Source organism: Kitasatospora sp. NPDC127035, assembly GCF_042726075.1.
Classification (GTDB): Bacteria; Actinomycetota; Actinomycetes; order Streptomycetales; family Streptomycetaceae; genus Kitasatospora.
In genome coordinates this window covers 127,031-143,431 of sequence record NZ_JBHXDN010000003.1, presented here as the reverse complement: position 1 = coordinate 143,431, position 16,401 = coordinate 127,031, and the positions used below count along the sequence as shown (strand labels likewise).

General features: G+C 74.6%; 11 protein-coding genes. 8 read left to right on the top strand and 3 right to left on the bottom strand.

The genetic code is table 11. The annotated features are described in order from the left end of the window. The first annotated feature begins 69 nt into the window (after window positions 1-69). A complete protein-coding gene (locus tag ACFWIC_RS02545) occupies window positions 70-555 on the top strand; it encodes a GNAT family N-acetyltransferase (protein WP_329878135.1) in 486 nt (161 codons plus the stop codon). 97 nt (window positions 556-652) lie between these two features. Here the strand turns inward: ACFWIC_RS02545 and ACFWIC_RS02540 are convergent, their stop codons facing one another. Then, window positions 653-2,995: a collagenase gene (locus ACFWIC_RS02540; RefSeq protein ID WP_329951936.1), complete on the bottom strand. Its 2,343-nt coding sequence runs from the start codon at window positions 2,993-2,995 to the stop codon at window positions 653-655. Window positions 2,996-3,415: 420 nt separating this feature from the next. Between ACFWIC_RS02540 and ACFWIC_RS02535 the strand changes: the two genes are divergently transcribed. From ACFWIC_RS02535 to ACFWIC_RS02510, 6 genes are all read left to right on the top strand, one after another. Then, complete coding sequence (locus tag ACFWIC_RS02535; protein WP_380515182.1) at window positions 3,416-4,567, top strand: aminotransferase class V-fold PLP-dependent enzyme; 1,152 nt, start codon at window positions 3,416-3,418, stop codon at window positions 4,565-4,567. A gap of 353 nt (window positions 4,568-4,920) precedes the next feature. Beyond that, window positions 4,921-6,261 (top strand): sugar ABC transporter substrate-binding protein, encoded by a 1,341-nt coding sequence (locus ACFWIC_RS02530; protein WP_329878141.1) that lies wholly within the window; start codon window positions 4,921-4,923, stop codon window positions 6,259-6,261. 65 nt (window positions 6,262-6,326) lie between these two features. Beyond that, window positions 6,327-7,184 carry a carbohydrate ABC transporter permease gene (locus tag ACFWIC_RS02525; RefSeq protein WP_380361815.1) on the top strand — a complete coding sequence of 286 codons (858 nt, stop codon included), beginning with the start codon at window positions 6,327-6,329 and terminating at the stop codon, window positions 7,182-7,184. Beyond that, window positions 7,181-8,068, top strand: a complete 888-nt coding sequence (locus ACFWIC_RS02520) for a carbohydrate ABC transporter permease (RefSeq protein ID WP_329951939.1) — start codon at window positions 7,181-7,183, stop codon at window positions 8,066-8,068. The genes ACFWIC_RS02525 and ACFWIC_RS02520 overlap by 4 nt, the downstream gene beginning before the upstream one ends. 2 nt (window positions 8,069-8,070) lie before the next feature. Then, on the top strand, window positions 8,071-9,879 hold the full coding sequence (locus tag ACFWIC_RS02515; RefSeq protein WP_380515179.1) for a glycoside hydrolase family 36 protein: 1,809 nt from the start codon (window positions 8,071-8,073) through the stop codon (window positions 9,877-9,879). A gap of 19 nt (window positions 9,880-9,898) precedes the next feature. Continuing rightward, window positions 9,899-11,014 (top strand): LacI family DNA-binding transcriptional regulator, encoded by a 1,116-nt coding sequence (locus ACFWIC_RS02510; RefSeq protein WP_380515176.1) that lies wholly within the window; start codon window positions 9,899-9,901, stop codon window positions 11,012-11,014. A gap of 156 nt (window positions 11,015-11,170) precedes the next feature. Here ACFWIC_RS02510 and ACFWIC_RS02505 read toward each other — a convergent pair whose 3' ends face one another. Further along, window positions 11,171-11,938: an SDR family NAD(P)-dependent oxidoreductase gene (locus tag ACFWIC_RS02505; protein WP_380515173.1), complete on the bottom strand. Its 768-nt coding sequence runs from the start codon at window positions 11,936-11,938 to the stop codon at window positions 11,171-11,173. Between the two features lie 227 nt (window positions 11,939-12,165). Here ACFWIC_RS02505 and ACFWIC_RS02500 point away from each other — a divergent pair, with 227 nt between their 5' ends. Further along, window positions 12,166-13,440: a styrene monooxygenase/indole monooxygenase family protein gene (locus ACFWIC_RS02500; RefSeq protein WP_380515170.1), complete on the top strand. Its 1,275-nt coding sequence runs from the start codon at window positions 12,166-12,168 to the stop codon at window positions 13,438-13,440. Window positions 13,441-13,521: 81 nt separating this feature from the next. Here the strand turns inward: ACFWIC_RS02500 and ACFWIC_RS02495 are convergent, their stop codons facing one another. Continuing rightward, entirely contained in the window at window positions 13,522-16,365 is a 2,844-nt protein-coding gene (locus ACFWIC_RS02495; RefSeq protein ID WP_380515168.1) for a hypothetical protein, read from the bottom strand. Between the last annotated feature and the right edge of the window lie 36 nt (window positions 16,366-16,401).

The window sequence follows — 16,401 nt, the reverse complement described above, 5'->3', positions numbered from 1 at the left end:
ACCTCACGTCGCGCGGCGGCCGGGGTATACCGGTCGTGCACCGTCGGGTGGCCGCGTACCCTGTCGCGGATGGAGATCCGTATCGCCTCCGACGAGGACTGGCCGACCATCTATCCGTTCTACTCCGCGATCATGGCCGAGGGCCGGTCGTACGCGTTCCCCGAGCGGCAGAGCCTGGAGGAGGCGAGGCCGTGGTGGATGGAGCCGCCGCCGGGGCGGACGGTGGTGGCCGTGGTGGACGGGGTGGTCGCGGGTTCGGCGAAGATGGGGCCGAACAAGCCCGGGCGGGGCGCGCACATCGGGACAGGCTCGTTCCTGGTCGACCCGGCGTACCAGGGGCGGGGGATCGGCCGGGCGCTCGGCGAGTACGTCGTCGCCTGGCACCGCGCGCAGGGGTTCCGCGGGATCCAGTTCAACGCGGTCGTTGAGGTCAACGAGCCCGCGGTGCACCTCTGGACGTCGCTGGGCTTCGAGGTGGTCGGCACCGTCCCGGGGACCTTCGACCACCCCGAACACGGGCTGGTCGGCCAGCATGTGATGTTCCGTCGGCTCTGACGGCCGGGCGCGCCCCGGGCGGCTCCGGGGCGACGCGGAGGGAACCGGGCCGACCGGCCCGGTTCCCGTTCACGGCTTCGCGGCGGGTGCCGCCCGGTCAGCGGCGCAGCGGGCCCTCGCAGGTGTAGTCGGCGGTGCCGGCCCGGCCGGCGGGCCAGACGTCGACCTTGCCGAACCAGCAGTTCATGTCGGCCAGGTTGTTGGCGGCGCCGCCACCGCGGGCGAGGAGGTAGTAGTCGATGGTCCCGGACATGTCCTTGCGGGTCTGCCCGGCGTCGGCGGGGTTGGTGAGGTTGGCGGTGATCCGGCCGGAGCAGGTGAACCGCATGGTGTTGTTCCAGTCGGCGTTGTCCTTGCAGACCGGCGCGTTCTGGGTCGACCGGGTGAAGGCGTCCCGCACCTCGGAGGCCCAGGCGTAGCTGAGTTGGCCGTTGGAGGTGTAGGTGGTGACGGGCACGTACAGGCCGGGGAGGCGCCCGATGGCGGCGTCGAGGTAGGCGGTGTAGTCGCGCTGGAGGCCGGCGTCCCGGCCGAGGCGGTCGCGCCAGGCGTTGTAGCCGGCGAGGTCGTCGGCGCGCAGCAGGCGGTACATCTCGGCGAGCTGGTCGGAGTGCCGTTCGCCGAGCATGTTGAAGAAGGTGGCCGCGTACGGGTAGGCGCGGAACTGGTACCCGGACCAGGTGGCGTGCAGGATCTGGTCGACCGTCAGGCGTGTCAGGCCGCCCCGGTCCTCGGCGGCGATCTGGTCGACCATGGTCCGCCGGGCCTTGACGCCGTCCTTGGAGGTCGAGCCGGCGAAGTACTCGGCGGTGCCCTCGTTCATCGTGAAGGTGGCGTCGGAGGGCCAGCGGTCGGTGTAGCCGGTCTCCGGGATGGCCCAGCGGGCGTTGAGGTAGTGGGTGTACTCGTGGCGGAACAGTTCCTCCAGGCTGAAGGTCGACTCCAGGGAGGTCCGCTGGTAGGTGTAGAAGGTCGAGGGGGCCTCCAGGAACATGCCGCCGTTCTCGACGTCGCTGATCCCGAAGAGCAGGTACTGCAGGGACTTGTAGTTGGCCTTGGTGTCGTACAGGCGCACCGTGAGGACCGGGTGGTCGTCGTCGGCGAGCGGCCGGTCGGTGCCGATCACCCGGAAGAACTGCGCCTTGACCTGCTTGGTCGCGTAGTAGAGCTGGTCGGCGGTGGCGCGGTCGAGGGGGGTGCGGACGATCAGGGTGCCGTTGTCGTAGCTGTAGGTGTGGGGGAAGACCTCCCGTTCGAGGTCGGCCCGGCAGGCGTCGTGCCCGCCGCAGATGCCGGTGTCGTTGACGAGGACGGCGATGTTGTTCCACGGGGCGCTGAGCCGGCCGAAGGTGTTCCGGAGGCTGGTGATCATCGCACCGGCGTTGGCCTTCAGTTCGGGCCTGATCGACTCGACGGCGTGGAGCCGGGAGTACTCCGACATCGCGTCGCGGACGGCCCACTCGCTCTCGGTGCCCTTGAGGTGGGTGTAGCCGGCGTACGCGCGGAGGGCCTCCCGGAAGGAGGGGGCGGCGGCCACGGCGGCCTGGTAGCGGCCCTGGTCCTCGACGACGTTGTTGATGCCCTGGAAGTTGATCTGGAGGGCGCTCTGCACCGCCCAGTTCCAGCCGCGGTCGCCGACGGCGGGGCCGCCGGGGGCGAAGGACTTCAGGACCCGCTCGGTCAGCGGCAGGCGCCCGGGGCGCAGCCTGGGTGCGGTGGAGGTCTGGAGCAGCTCGCCCATGGCGAGGCCGTTCGCGGTGGTCGGCTCGAAGACCCGAGGGTTGGCGGTGTAGGCGGCGATCGCCCGCTCGATCGCGGTGGTGGTGGTGTCGTCGTTGAAGTCGAGTTCGTCGTGGCCGTAGTCGAAGAGGACCGCGACGTGCAGGTAGTACCAGAGCCCTTGCTGGTTCAGGTTGTTGGTGGCGTCGAAGCGCGGCGCGAGGGTGCTGATCCGGTCGGCGACCGCGCGGACGTGCGCGGTGGTGAAGACCTTGGCGAGCTCCGGACGCCAGCCGCCCAGCAGCGGGCGCAGACAGTCGTCGTAGCCGTGGGAGGGGTCGGCGAGGAAGTCCGCCAGGGCGGCCGGGCCGAGCGAGGCGAAGGCGGCCGGGGAGCAGGCCGCGCCCTGGTCGGCGGCGAGGGGGGTGGGGGCGCTCGCAGGGTCGGCGACCGGCTGCCCGGCGGTCGTCGTCGGCTGCATCGCGGCGGTGCCCGGAGCGCCCTCCGGGCCGGGGGCGCCCGGCGAAGCCTGGCCGGGTGCGTGCGCGACCTCTCCGTGGGGGCCGGTGGCCGGCTGCGGCGCCGGGGCCGCGGCCGGCGCGGGGAGGGCGGTGGTCGAGGGGGTGGCGGCCCGGGCGCTCTGGATGAGCGGGGCCGCGAGGGTGACGGCGAGTGCCGCGGAGAGCAGGACCGTGCGCAGACGTGGAGCGGTGGGGGTCACCGGGACTCCTGAAGGTGTGAGGGCGTGCTGATGGGGTGGTGCCGTGGGGTGCGCGAACCACCGCGCAGGGCCGGGGGATGGGGGAGGCGGCCGTGCACATACCCGTGCGGGCCGGTCGGTGGCGGTCGGCGGAGCCGTGCCGGAACCGGGGCGCAGCGGGGTCCGAGGTGGGGGTGAAGGAAGCCGGCGTTGGGGCGTCGACTCATCGATAAGTAAAATAGTAATGTCAAATTGCATTGCGCAAGTAGGTGTTGTGAGGAGTTCGGGCGCAGGGTAACGAGAGGGTCTCGGACTGCGGGTTCGTCGCGCAAAGGTCTTGACGCGGACTCCGCGGCGGGCGTTTGCTGGCACCCGCTCAACCAGAACTGATTGGTTCTGTTTGTTTGTGTGTATTTGAACGTTCAAATCGAGGGTGAGGCCATGACGGTGCTGGTTGTGCCGGAGTATCTGCGGCAGTTCGCCGAGCCGTCCGGCTACGTCGACTTCGCGAGGTTCGGGCCGGTCTCGGCCCGGGTCGCCGAGGTGCTGGCCCGAACCGCGGGGCGGCTCCACCGCGAGGGCTGGGAGGTCCTGGAGGGCCTCGACGCGCAGACGGAGGCGGCGGCGCGGACGGCGGGCGAGGTGCTCGGCTGTGCGCCGCACGAGATCGCGTTCGTCAGCTCGACCTCGCACGGCATGTTCGCCGCCGCCCACGCGCTCGGCGCCGCCGGGTCGGCCGGCGGGACGGTGCTGATGAGCCGGTCCGACTTCCCCGGCGCGCTCTACCCCTGGCTGCGCGCGGAGGGAAACGGCGGGCTGACGGTCCGTCAGCTGGACGGCCCGCTGACGGCGGACATCGTCCGGGCCGCCCTGGACGAGCGGGTGCACGCGGTCTCGGTCTGCGCGGTCGACGCCGCCACCGGGACCCGGGCGCCGATCGCCGCGATCAAGGAGGCGATCGGCCCGCACCGCGTCCTGGTCGTGGACGCCATCCAGGCGCTCGGTGCCGTCGAGTTCGCCGCCGACGCGGCGGACGTGCTGGTGGCGGGTGGTCAGAAATGGCTGCGGGCCGGCTGGGGCGCCGCCGTCCTGATGGTCCGTGACCGGGTGGCCGGGCGGCTGGCCCCGGGGCTCGGCGGATGGTCCGGCGTCGTCGACCCGATCGAGGCCCCCGGTCACCCCTGCCCCGCGCGGCCGGGAGCCGTCGCGCACACCGTCACCAACCCGGACGGCCCCGCCGTCGCGGCCCTGGGCGAGGCCCTCGCCCTGGTTCGGGGCGTCGGCGTCGGCCGGATCAACGCGTTGATCGGCGAGGCGCTCGACGAGCTGCTCGGCACCGCCCGCGCCGTCGGCGCCGAGACCCTCGGCGGCGAGCGGACGGGCGGCGAGATGCCCGGCGTGAGCGGGATCGCGCGGGTCCGGCTGCCCGGCGCCGACCCCGCGGCCGTCCACCGCACGCTCGCGGAGGCCGGCCTCTCGACCACCCTGCGCGGCGGCTGGATCCGGCTGTCGCCGCACGCCAGCACCGGCCCGGCGGCGGCCGGGCTGCTGGGCGACGCGCTGCGGTCCGCCCGCACCCTCCTGACCGCCTGACCGCCTGACCGGGTGAACGTCGGCACCGTCGGCACCTGCCTGACCGCCTGACCGCCGGTATCGCCGGCACCCGCCTGACCGCCCGACCGCGTGACCGCCTGACTGCGTGACCGTCCGACCGTCGTGGCACCGTTCGACCGCGTCCGTCCACCCCCGGCGCCGCCCCCCACCCCGGGCCGGGCCTCGCGCCGCCTGCACCGCCCGTTCCGCCCGACCGGCGAACGGCCGTCGCGCCACCCGACTCGCGGACGACCCGCGCCGCCGGACCGGGTGGGGCGCCCCCACCCCGGCTCTCCGCCCACCCCACCCGCTGTTCCCGCTCGATGCCGTTCCCCCCTCCTGAAAGGCATGCCATGTCACACCTCTCCCGTCGTGACCTCCTGCGGGCCTCCGGCGCGGGCCTGCTGGCCCTCTCCGCCGGTGGCGCCCTGTCCGCCTGCGGAGGCTCCGACTCCGGCTCCTCCGGCGGGGACGCCGCCACCGGAACCATCACCGTCTGGTCCTGGACGACGGCGGCCGAGGCGCTGCGCGGTGTGGTCCCCGCGTTCGAGAAGGACAACCCCGGCATCAAGGTCGACGTCCAGGACGTCGGCAACCCGGCGATCTGGGACAAGATCACGGTCGGCCTCGCGGCCGGCGGCCAGGGCCTCGCCGACGTCCTCCACATCGGTTGCGACTACCTGCCCGGCTACCTGGAGAAGTTCCCCGGCGGCCTGGCCGACCTGTCGGCCCTCGGCGCCGACGGCTACAAGGACAAGTTCGCCCAGGGTCTCTGGCCGGCCGTCGCCGACAAGGAGGGCCGCACCCGTGCCCTCCCCTGGGAGGTCAACGCGCAGGGCTTCTTCTACCGCAACGACATGTTCGACCGGGCCGGCATCGACCCGACCACGTTCCAGACCTGGGACGACGTGCTCGCCGTGGCCGAGAAGTTCAAGGCCGCCAACCCCGGCGTCGCCCTGATCGGCATCAACAAGTCCGGCACCCCCTCCTCCGACCTCGACTTCCTGCAGTCGCTGATGCAGCAGCAGGGCGCCTTCTACTTCGACCTCAAGGGCGACATCACCGTCTCCTCGCCGGAGGCGGTCCGGGCGCTGACCCTGCTCAAGCGCCTCGACGACGCCGGCCTGATCCTCGACTCCGCCAGCGCCACCATCTGGCGCAGCCAGATCAAGGAGGGCAAGATCGGCGCCAACCCCCTGGCGTCCTGGGGCGCGCACTGGATCGAGACCAAGTTCCCCGAGCAGAGCGGCAACTGGCGCCTCACCCGGCCGCCGGCGGTCACCCCCGGCGGCAAGCGCACCGCCATCGTCAACTCCACCCACCTGGCCGTCTCCGCGACCAGCCCCCGGCGCACCGCGGCCTGGAAGTTCGTCGAGTACGCCCTCACCCGGCCGGCCTCGGTCAACTCGATGTTCTCCGCCGGCGGCGTCTTCCCCGCGCTCACCGCGGCCTACCAGGACCCGATCTACACCGCGCCCAACGCCTACTACGGCGGCCAGCCCGTCCTCAAGACCTTCACCGACCTGCTCGGCGAGGGCGGCGACGCCACCAACTACTCCGGCGACTTCGCCCGCGCCCTCAAGCTCGTCAACGACGCCCAGGCCAAGGTGCTCACCAAGGGCGCCGACCCGGCCGCGGCCCTCCAGGACGCCGCCAAGCAGCTGGCCCAGCAGACCGGACGCAAGATCAAGTGACGACCGCCCTCCGCCCCGCCGCCCCGCCCCGGGCCACGGCGCCGCCGCCCTCCCGGCGCCGCGCGATGCTCCGCCGCCGGGCCCTGCCCTACCTGCTCCTCGCCCCCGCGCTGGTCACGTTCGGGGTGTTCAAGGCCTACCCGATCGTCTCCTCGCTGCTGCTGTCGCTGACCACCGGCTCCGGCGCGAACACCCGCAACGCCGGGCTGGCCAACTACCGCAAGCTGCTGGACGATCCGCTGTTCTGGACGGCACTGGGCAACACCGCCCGGATCCTCGTCGTGCAGGTCCCGTTGATGCTCGCGCTCGCGCTCGGGCTCTCGGTCGCCCTCCACGCGGCGCTCGTCCGCTTCCGCACCGTCTGGCGGCTGGGCATCTTCATGCCGGCCGTGACGGGCCTGGTCGCCACCGGTGTGGTGTTCGCCTTCCTCCTCGACAGCGACCGCGGCGCCGTCAACAGCCTGCTCGAAGCCGTCGGCCTGTCCGGCGTCGACTGGCTCGGCGACGGCTTCTGGGCCCGGATGGCCGTCGTCATGGTCCTCACCTGGCACTACACCGGCTACAACGCCGTCATCTACCTGGCCGGCCTGCAGGGCATCCCGAAGGAGCTGTACGAGGCCGCCATGGTGGACGGCGCCGGCCCGCTGCGCCGGTTCCTCTCGATCACCGTGCCGGCGCTGCGGCCCGTCCTGCTGTTCACCGTGGTGCTCTCCACCATCGGCACCCTCCAGCTGTTCGACGAGCCGTACGTCCTCACCCGCGGCGGCCCCGACAACGCCACCCTCACCGTCTCCATGTACCTGTACGACAACGGCTTCCGCTACTTCGACTTCGGCTACGCCTCCGCCATCGCCTACGCGCTCACCCTGCTCGTCTCGGTGCTCGGTGCGGTCCAGATGCGCCTGATGGGAGAACGTGAATGACCCTGACGACGCGAGCGACCCGCGTGGCGCCCCCGGCCCCGGCGGCATCGGGGAAGGGGCTCCGCGACCGGATGCGCGGCTGGCCCACGACCCTCCTCCTGGCCGCCGTCACCGGAGTGTCCGTCGCCCCCTTCTACTGGCTGGTGATCTCCGCCACCCACAGCGACGCCGACATCTTCTCCTGGCCGCCCAAGCTGCTGCCCGGCTCCCACCTCGGCGAGAACCTCTCGCACCTGAACGCGAAGATCGGCCTCGGCCGGGTCCTCCTCAACTCCCTGCTCGTCGCCGGTGTGCAGACCCTCGGCGCGCTCGTGGTCGCGCTGCTCGCCGGCTACGCCTTCGCCAAGTTCCGGTTCCCCGGCCGGACGGTGCTGTTCGTCGTCCTGCTCTCCACCCTGGTGGTGCCGGACCAGGTGCTGCTGGTTCCGCTCTTCAAGATGATGATGTCGTTCGGCCTGATGGACAGCTACCAGGCCCTCATCCTGCCCGGCCTCTGCGTGCCCTTCGCGATCTTCCTGATGCGGCAGGCCCTGGCCGGCATGCCGGACGAACTCCTCGACGCCGCCCGGGTGGACGGCGCGGGCGAACTCCGGGTGCTGTTCGGGGTGGTTGTCCCGGTCATGCGCCCCGTCCTGGCCGCGCTGGGCATCTTCCTCTTCCTCGGTTCGTGGAACAGCTTCGTCTGGCCGCTGATCGCCCTGCGCAGCTCCGACATGCACACCCTGCCGGTCGCCCTGGCGACGCTCCACGGCATGAAGAGCAACACCGACTACGGCCTGATCCTCGCCGGGACCGCACTGTCCACCCTGCCCATGATGGTCCTCTTCCTGGCCCTTCAGCGGCAGTTCATCTCCGGCCTGCTGGCCGGCGCCACGAAAGGCTGACCATGGAACCGCCCACGAGCGAGCAGACCGAGACGACCGAGCAGACCGAGCAGACCGACCACGAGGAGATCTGGGAGCCGCACGCCCCCGCCACCACCGCCCGTCCCCGCCGGGTGGCCGCCGACGGCATCGACCTGCTGGTCACCGGCGAGGCGAGCGTCCGCACGGTGGACGAGGGCGTCATCGAGGTCACCGCCGAGGACCTCGGCGAGGTCCGGATCGAATGGCGCACGCCCTGCGTCGACGCCACCGCCTTCTGGACCCCCGAGGCCCGCGGCACCGGCTGGCTGCCCGCCGCCTGGAGCGCCCCGCGCCGGGTCACCCTCTCCCGTGGCGCCCCCGTCGCCGCCCTGATCGGCACCGGTGACACCGCGGTCTGCGCCTTCGCCGCCGACCGGGAGGACGTCCTGGCCGGCGCCGGAGTCGTGGAGGAGACCGGGGAGTTCCGGTACTGGGTCCAGGCCACCGGCCGGCTGACCGTCCGGATCGACACCTCCGGCCGGCACTACGCCCGCTGCCTGGCCGCCATCGCCGGCTGGTGGTGGTCCGGCCGGACCGCGAACGTCCCCGACGTCGCCCGCCGCCCCGCCTACTCCACCTGGTACTCGCTGCACCAGAACATCACCCCGGAGGCGGTCGAACGGCAGGCCGCCCTCGGCAAGGAACTCGGCCTCGACACGATCATCGTCGACGACGGCTGGATGACCACCGACCGCACCCGCGGCTACGCCCACTGCGGGGACTGGGAACCCCACTCCCTGCCCGACACCGCCGCCCACGTCGGCCGCGTCCACGACCTCGGCGTCCGCTACCTGCTCTGGTACGCGCTCCCGTTCATCGGCAAGGACAGCGCCGCCTGGGACGCCCTCTCCGGCTACGCGCTCACCAGCGCCGACCACATGGGTGCCGTCGTCGCGGACCCCCGCTACCCGAAGGTCCGCCGGCACCTCGCCGACAGCCTCGCCCGCGCCGTCGAGGAGTGGGGGATGGACGGGCTCAAGGTCGACTTCGTCGACTGGTTCGGCGTCCAGGACCCGCCGGCCGCCGGACCCGAGGCGGACTGCACGACCGTCGACGAGGGCCTCCACCTGCTGCTCGCCGAGATCCGCCGACGGGTCGACGCGGCCTGCTCCGAGGGCATGATCGAGCACCGCCAGCCGTACGTCAGCCCCGGGCTCTGGCCCTACGCCACCATGATCCGGGCCACCGACTGCCCGCTCAGCCCGCAGGAGAACCGCCAGCGCACCATCGACACCCGGCTGATCGCCGGACCGCTCGCCGTCCACGCCGACATGCTGATGTGGCACCCCGCCGAGCCCCCCGAGCAGCTCGCCGTCCACCTCATCAACGTCCTCTTCGCCGTCCCGCAGATCTCCGTCGACCTCGCCGTCCAGACGCCCGCCCAGCGGGAGGCCCTCGCCTTCTGGCTCGGTGTCGTCCGCGAGCACGTCGGCACCCTGCAGCTCGGTGACCTGCGGCCGGCCCGGCCCGACCTCGGCTACCCGATGGTCACCGCGACCGGCTCCGGGACGGGCACCACCGTCGTCGCCCGCTACGCGCCGCTGCCGGTCGACGCGGGCGCCGGTGCCGGTCCGTGGCGTAGCCTGCTGGTCGCCAATGCCGACGCCGACCCCGACGTGCGCCTCGTCGGCGGCCGGGGCACGGCCGAGGCCACCGTCCAGGACGCCCGCGGGCGGACCGTCCACCAGGGGACCGTCGACCTCGTGGAGGGCGGGGTCACGGTCGTCGTCCCCCGGGGCGGACTGCTGACGCTGCGCCGCCCGGCGCAGGACCCGCACGGCGACCACTGATCCAGCGACCGGAGCACCGATGACCGAGGGAACACGCCCCGCGCGCCGCGCCACCACCATCGCGGACGTCGCCCGCGCGGCCGGCGTGTCCCGGCAGACCGTCTCCAACGCGCTCAACGCCCCGCACCGCGTCCACCCGGACACGCTCGCCCGGGTCACCGCGGCCATCGACCGGTTCGGCTACCGGCCGGACCAGTCGGCCCGCTCGCTGCGGACCGGCGAACGGCGCACCATCGGCTACCTCGCGCCGGTGGACGACCCGTTCGACCCGAACCCGCTGATGGCGGGTTTCCTGGAAGCCCTGGTGGACGCGGCCGGCGCGGAGGGCCACCGGGTCCTGCTGGTCCGCGCGGCACCGGGGGAGGCGCGGACCCGGGCCGCGATCGACGACCTGGTGGCGGCCCGCCAGGTGGACGGGCTGGTCCTCGCGGACGTGCTTCCCGAGGACGCCCGGGTCGCCCACGCGGCCCGGGTCGGCGTCCCGTTCGCCTCCTTCGGCCGCACCGCGCCGGGGCTGCCCCAGCACTGGGTGGACATCGACAACGCGGCGGCCACGGCGGAGATCGCCCGCCACCTCGCGGAGCGCGGCCACCGGCGGGTCGGCTTCGTCGGCTCGGTGGTGCGGACACCCGGGGGGCCGGCCGACGGGCCGGCCGACGCGGCCGGGTCGTCCCCGCGTCCGCAGGCGGGCCCGGACGCGGGTCCGGGGTCCGTGGCGGGGGCGCCGGTGGAGCTGCCGTGGCTGGCGGCGCGCCGTGCGGGCTTCCACCGGGAGGCGCGCCGGCTCGGCCTGGAGGTCGTGCCGGTGCCGGAGGCCGGGTCGCTCCGCACCCTGCTGCGGGGCCGGGACCGGCCCACCGCCCTCGCCGCCGACAACGACCTGGCGGCCCTCGACGTCTACGAGGCCGCCCGGGCCGAGGGCCTGCTGGTCGGCCGCGACCTCGCGGTCACCGGCTTCCACGACACGCCGCTCGGCCGGCACCTGTATCCCCCGCTCACCTCGGTCCGGCTGCCGCTGCGCGGCATCGCGGCCGCGCTGGTGGGGCTGCTCCTGGCCCAGGTACGGGGCGAACAGGTGACCGGGGCCGGGCTCGAACTGCCCACCGAACTCGTCGTGCGGGCGAGTTCGGGCTGAGCCCGGCCTCCGGGCGGGACCCCGGCCCCGTGTGGGACCGGGCCGGGGTGGTCCCCGGGTCCGGTGTGGGGCCGGACCCGGGGACCGACCGCAGACCGGTCCGGCCGCACCGTCCTGCCCGCCTGGCCCTGCCGGGGCCGGAGAGCTGGATCGAGGTCAACGGCCGTGCTCGGCACCGCCGTTGACCTGGATGATCTGGGCGGTCACATGGCCGGCGGACGGCGCGGCCAGCCAGCGGGCGGTCTCCGCGACGTCGGCCGGGCGCCCGGCCCGGCGGGTGTCGGCCTGGGCGACCAGGGTCGTCTCGCGCTCCGCGGAGAGCTCGCCGCGGAAGAACTCCGTGTCGGCGACGTAGCCGGGGGCGATCACGTTCACCGTGATGCCCCGGGGGCCCAACTGGGCGGACAGGTCGTAGGCGTACGGGTGGAGGGCGGCCTTGGCGGCGCCGTAGGAGCCCGAGCCGGATCCCCGGTACGCGGCGATCGAACCGATCAGGAGGACCCGGCCGCCGGGTGCCGCGAGCCGTTCCCTGAGCGCCTCGGTGAGCAGGACGGCGGTGAGGGTGTTGGCGCGGAAGTTCTCCTGCCACTCCCGGGCCGCCCCGGCGAGAGCGTCCGGCCGGTCGGCCGGTGAGCCCAGAGCCGCGTTGCCCCCCGCGGCGTTGACCAGCACGTCGACCCGCTCCCACCGCTCGCCGATGCTCCGCGCCACCTGCCCGGCCCCGTCCGGGTCGGACAGGTCGGCCGTCAGCCCGACCGGCACCGGTGCGCCGGGATGTGCGGCGCGCAGCCGGTCGACGGCCCGGTCGAGCACCTCGGTGCGCCGTCCGACCAGGACCACCTGCTCGCCGTCGCCCGCGAAGGCCCCCGCGACGGCGTACCCGATCCCGGTGCCTCCGCCGCTCACCACCACCACCCGAGTCATCCGCCGGGCCTCCCTCGTCGTCGACGGGGACCGGTTGCCCGGTCCGGTGTCCGTGCGCGCCCGCTCGGCGCGCCCGGTCCCGCCAGCGTACTGATCACCGGCGCGGGCGCGGCGCGGTGTGCGGCGGTGTGCGCAGGATCGACACGGAGCGGTCATCCCGGTTCTCGGGAGAACGAGTTGACGTAGTGTGGACGTCACGCGGCGGACATCGAGGACCGGAGGACGCCATGCGCCGGATCGCGATCGCCGGAGCGGGTCAGGCGGGCCTCCAGCTCGCGCTGGGCCTGCTCGCGGCGGGCGGGTACGAGGTGACGGTGGTGTCGGCCCGGACGCCCGGGCAGCTGCGCGGCGGTCCGGTGCTCTCGACGCAGGCGATGTTCGGTCCGGCGCTGCGGATCGAACGGGCGGCCGGACTGGACCTGTGGGCCGGAGCGGCCCCGGCCGTCCGGAGCGTGGACGCCGTACTGGTGCCCGAACCGGGCGTTCGCGCCCTGGAGTTCACCATGACCCTGACCGAGCCCGCGCAGTCGGTCGACCAGCGGCTGAAGATGGCGCGCTGGCTGGAGCTGGTCGCCGAGCGCGGCGGCCGGGTCGAGTACCGGAGCCCGGACCGGCCCGGTCTGCGGCGGGTGGCCGAGGCGCACGAGCTGACGGTCGTCGCCGTCGGCCGGGGCGGACTGTCCGGGATCTTCGCGCCGGACACCGCCCGCTCGCCGTTCGACGCGCCGCAGCGCACGCTGGCCGCGCTGTACGCGCACGGGGTCGGCACACCCGATCCGTCGGCCGGGCCGAGGGCGCGGATGCACGCCGTCCCCGGCGTCGGGGAGCTGTACCTCCAGCCGGCGCTGACCCTGTCGGGCCCGTGCGACATCCTGCTCTGGGAGGCCGTCCCCGGCAGTCCGTTCGACTGCTTCGCCGACCGCCCGGAACCGGCCGAACAGCTGCTCCGGATCAGGGAGTTGCTGCGCACGTACCTGCCGTGGGAGGCGGACCTCTGGTCGGCCGCCGAGCCCACCGACGCCGGGGCGGCCCTGTACGGGGCGCTCACCCCGGCGGTGCGGCGTCCGGTCGCGCACCTGGACGGCGCCACGGGCGGCGGCGCCGACGGGGTGGCCGTGCTCGGCATCGGCGACGTGCTGGTGGTGAACGACCCGATCACCGGCCAGGGCGCGAACAGTGCGGCCCGGGCGGCCGACGCCTACCTGGCGGCGATCACCGGGCGGGGCGGGGCTGCGTTCACACCGGAGTGGATGCACGCCACCTTCGAGGACTTCTGGCACCGGCACGCCCGCCACACGGTCGACTTCACCACGGCGATGCTGACCATGCCCGACCACCTCCAGGCGGTGTTCGGGGCCGCCGCCGCGTACGAGCCGGTGGCCCGCAGGCTCGCCGACACCTACGCCGATCCCGTCGACCACGCCACGTGGCTGGCCTCGCCCGAACTGACGGCGGCCTACCTGGCCGCGGTCGCCGCCGCGCCGGACGGCCCGGTGCCGTAGCCCGCCGCGGCCACCGACCGACCGCCCGCTCACCCCGACCGCTCGCCCCCGCTCGCCCCGACCGCCCGACCGCCCCGCCCGTCAGTTGCCGTCGCCGACCCGCAGCTCGGTGGCGATCTGGCGGCGCCCGGCGACCAGGGCCTCGGCGAGGACCCCGGCCGCGACCAGCGCGGCGAGGCCGAGCGTCGGCGGCGCCACGGCCCAGCCGCTCACCGGCAGGCCCGGCGGCACGCGGGTGCCGAGCAGGGCGGAGAGGTCGAAGACCGGCCCGAGCACGGCGACGGCGGTCAGCGCCGCCAGTGCGCCGCCGGCCGCGGCGAGCAGCGTCTGGGGCAGCGTCTCGGTGAGGATGAGGGCCAGCCCCTGCCGGGGACGCAGGCCCATGGTGCGCAGCCGGGCCAGCGACGCGGCGCGGTCGGGGGCGGCCCGGAGCAGGGTGAGCAGCACCGCGAGCAGGGCGAACGCCCCGGCGCCGGCCGTGGCGGCCCGGAAGATCCGCGAGGCGGCGTGCTGGAGGGGGTCGGTGGTGAGCTCGGTGACGAACTCCTCACTGGTGTACATCAGGTACCCCTCGGGGAGGGAGTCGGCGTTCGGCCCGGCGGGCCGGATGCCGGTGAGCCTCGCCGTGTCGGCGACGATCTCGGTCACCGGCAGCTGGTGCGCCAGCCGCCGCACGGCGTCCGCGTCGATGTCGCCGACGGCGTACCAGTAGGTGCGGCGGGCGAGTTCGGGCAGCAGGGCGACGGCGGGTCCGGCCGGGAGCACCACGAACGGGCGGGTCGAGTCGCGCAGCGCGGGGGTGGCGTCGACGGTGGCGGTCCGGGCGGCGGAGATCTCGCCGTTGCTGCCGAAGCGGAGCCGGCGGGCGTCGGCGTCGCCGCCGAGCGCGGCGACCAGGCCGGCGGAGTACAGCGCGGGGACGGGGGTGTCCGGTGGGCCGGACGGCTCGGGGACCCCGCCCGCGGGGGCCGCCGCCGCGGCGCCGCCGAGCCTCTCCGGGTCGAAGACGCCCCGGCCGAGCGAGCGCGAGATGGCGGCGTAGGCGACCGGGTCGACCACCACGGCGGTGATCGTGAGCGGGCGGTCGCCGGGCCGGAGCACGACGGCGTCGGTCTCCAGGAAGACGGCGGTGGCGGCCGTGACCCCGGGCAGGGCGCCGGCGGCGGCGGTGAAGGAGTCCGGCAGGGTGACGCCGGTCGGTCCGCTCAGCATGACGTCGCCGCCGACGGCGACGCGCGAGCTGCGCACCCGGCCGGAGTCGACCGCGTCGATCATGTCGGCCCCGAAGCCGGCCGTGGTGACGGCGAGCAGCAGGGCGAACACCGGGAGGACGGTGGGGCGGGGGCGGTCGCCGGTGCCGCGCGCGGCGCGGGCCAGGCCGAGGAAGCCGACGACGCCGCGCCGCCGTCCGACCAGCCGGGCCAGCGAGCCGACCAGCAGCGGCTGGATGCGCGCGATCAGCAGACCGGCGGCGAGCGCGATCAGCAGCGGGGTGGTGACCACCAGCGGATCGAGGCCGCTGCCGGCCGGGGTGACGCCGCGCCGCCTGACCTCGGCCACGGCCGCCACCGTGACGGCCAGTACGGCGAGTTCGCCGACCAGCCGGCGCCGGCCGTCGGTCGGGCGGGGGCCGGAGAGCAGCATCGCGGCGCGCAGCGGGAAGGCGACCAGGGAGACCAGCGCCACGGCCGTGCCGGCCAGCACGGAGGCGCCCCAGCGCGGGGTAGGCAGCAGCAGGAGGGCGAGCGCCAGGCCCAGGCCGGCGGCGGGGAGCACCGTCACGGCGCCCTCGCCGAGCAGCCGGCGCAGCACGCCGCCCTGCGAGCCGCCGCGGGCCCGGAGCAGCCGGATCTCCGCGGTGCGCCGGTCGGCGGCCAGTGCGGCGGCCAGGAGGAGCACCACCGCGACGACCCCGGCGAGCCCGGCCGGGCCGATCGCCGCCAGCGGGGCGGCGGCCTCCCGGCGTTCGGCGGCCAGGGTGAACAGCTGGGGCAGCAGGGAGACGGTGCGCAGGTCGGGCCGGCCGGTGGTGGTCATCAGGCCGGCGGCGGTCGGGCCGGTCAGGTAGGAGTTGATCTCGGTCTCGGCCCGGGGGAGCCGGTCCACGCGCAGCGAGTCCGGGTCGACCGGCTGCCGCCAGAAGGCGTGCCCGCCCCGGGCCCACTCGACGAGCCGGGTCAGCGACTCGTCGCCGACGACGCCGGTGGTCTGCCAGGCGCGCAGCTTCTCGTTGGTGAGGGGGAGTTCCAGGCAGCCGCGGGTCACGCAGCCGAGGTCGGTCCAGTACGGGTCGGCCTCGTCGTGGGCGGAGTAGAAACCGACGACCTCGACCCCCAGCTCCGGCGCGGGGTTGCCGAACTCCTCGGTGAGCACGTCGCCCAGGTGGATGCTCAGCTTCTCGGCGGCGTGCGCCGAGACCGCGATCGGCAGCGGCCGGTCGCGCGGGGCGCCGGTCGGCCACCGGCCGGCGACCAGGGTGGTGTGCTCGGCGATCTTCGCCAGGTTGAGCAGCCGCAGCGACGGCGAGAGGCCGTCGGGGCGGGCGAGGCCCGGGTTGCCGAGGGGCGTGGGCTTGGCGCCGAACACGCCGTAGACCGGGCCGCTGTCGGCGATGCGGAACTCTCCGCCGGTCCGGGAGGCGAGGTCGGCGGCGACCGCGGCCAGGGCGGCGGTGTCGTCGCCGTCCCGGATCTCGGAGGTGGTGTACAGGCTGGTCCCGCTCGCGTTGCGGGAGTGCAGGAAGTCGCGCAGGGCCGCGTCCGCGCCGAGGTCCACGGCCCGGGGCAGCGCCGCGGTGAGGAACACGGCGGCGAGGACCAGGACGGCGTTGAGGACGGCCGTGGACCGTGCGGACCGCAGCCGGGTGCGGACCCACGGCGCGGGCAGGTGCTCGACGCGGACCGGTTCGAGGGTCTGGCCTTGCATCCCGCGTCTCCTGCCCCCGTACGCCCCGCTCCCGTG

Bases quoted from the DNA above. Each gene is read 5' to 3' on its own strand.
- ACFWIC_RS02545 (WP_329878135.1), top strand. From the start codon at position 70: ATGGAGATCCGTATCGCCTCCGACGAGGACTGGCCGACCATCTATCCG.
- ACFWIC_RS02535 (WP_380515182.1), top strand. From the start codon at position 3,416: ATGACGGTGCTGGTTGTGCCGGAGTATCTGCGGCAGTTCGCCGAGCCG.
- ACFWIC_RS02530 (WP_329878141.1), top strand. From the start codon at position 4,921: ATGTCACACCTCTCCCGTCGTGACCTCCTGCGGGCCTCCGGCGCGGGC.
- ACFWIC_RS02525 (WP_380361815.1), top strand. From the start codon at position 6,327: ATGCTCCGCCGCCGGGCCCTGCCCTACCTGCTCCTCGCCCCCGCGCTG.
- ACFWIC_RS02520 (WP_329951939.1), top strand. From the start codon at position 7,181: ATGACCCTGACGACGCGAGCGACCCGCGTGGCGCCCCCGGCCCCGGCG.
- ACFWIC_RS02515 (WP_380515179.1), top strand. From the start codon at position 8,071: ATGGAACCGCCCACGAGCGAGCAGACCGAGACGACCGAGCAGACCGAG.
- ACFWIC_RS02510 (WP_380515176.1), top strand. From the start codon at position 9,899: ATGACCGAGGGAACACGCCCCGCGCGCCGCGCCACCACCATCGCGGAC.
- ACFWIC_RS02505 (WP_380515173.1), bottom strand. From the start codon at position 11,938: ATGACTCGGGTGGTGGTGGTGAGCGGCGGAGGCACCGGGATCGGGTAC.
- ACFWIC_RS02500 (WP_380515170.1), top strand. From the start codon at position 12,166: ATGCGCCGGATCGCGATCGCCGGAGCGGGTCAGGCGGGCCTCCAGCTC.
- ACFWIC_RS02495 (WP_380515168.1), bottom strand. From the start codon at position 16,365: ATGCAAGGCCAGACCCTCGAACCGGTCCGCGTCGAGCACCTGCCCGCG.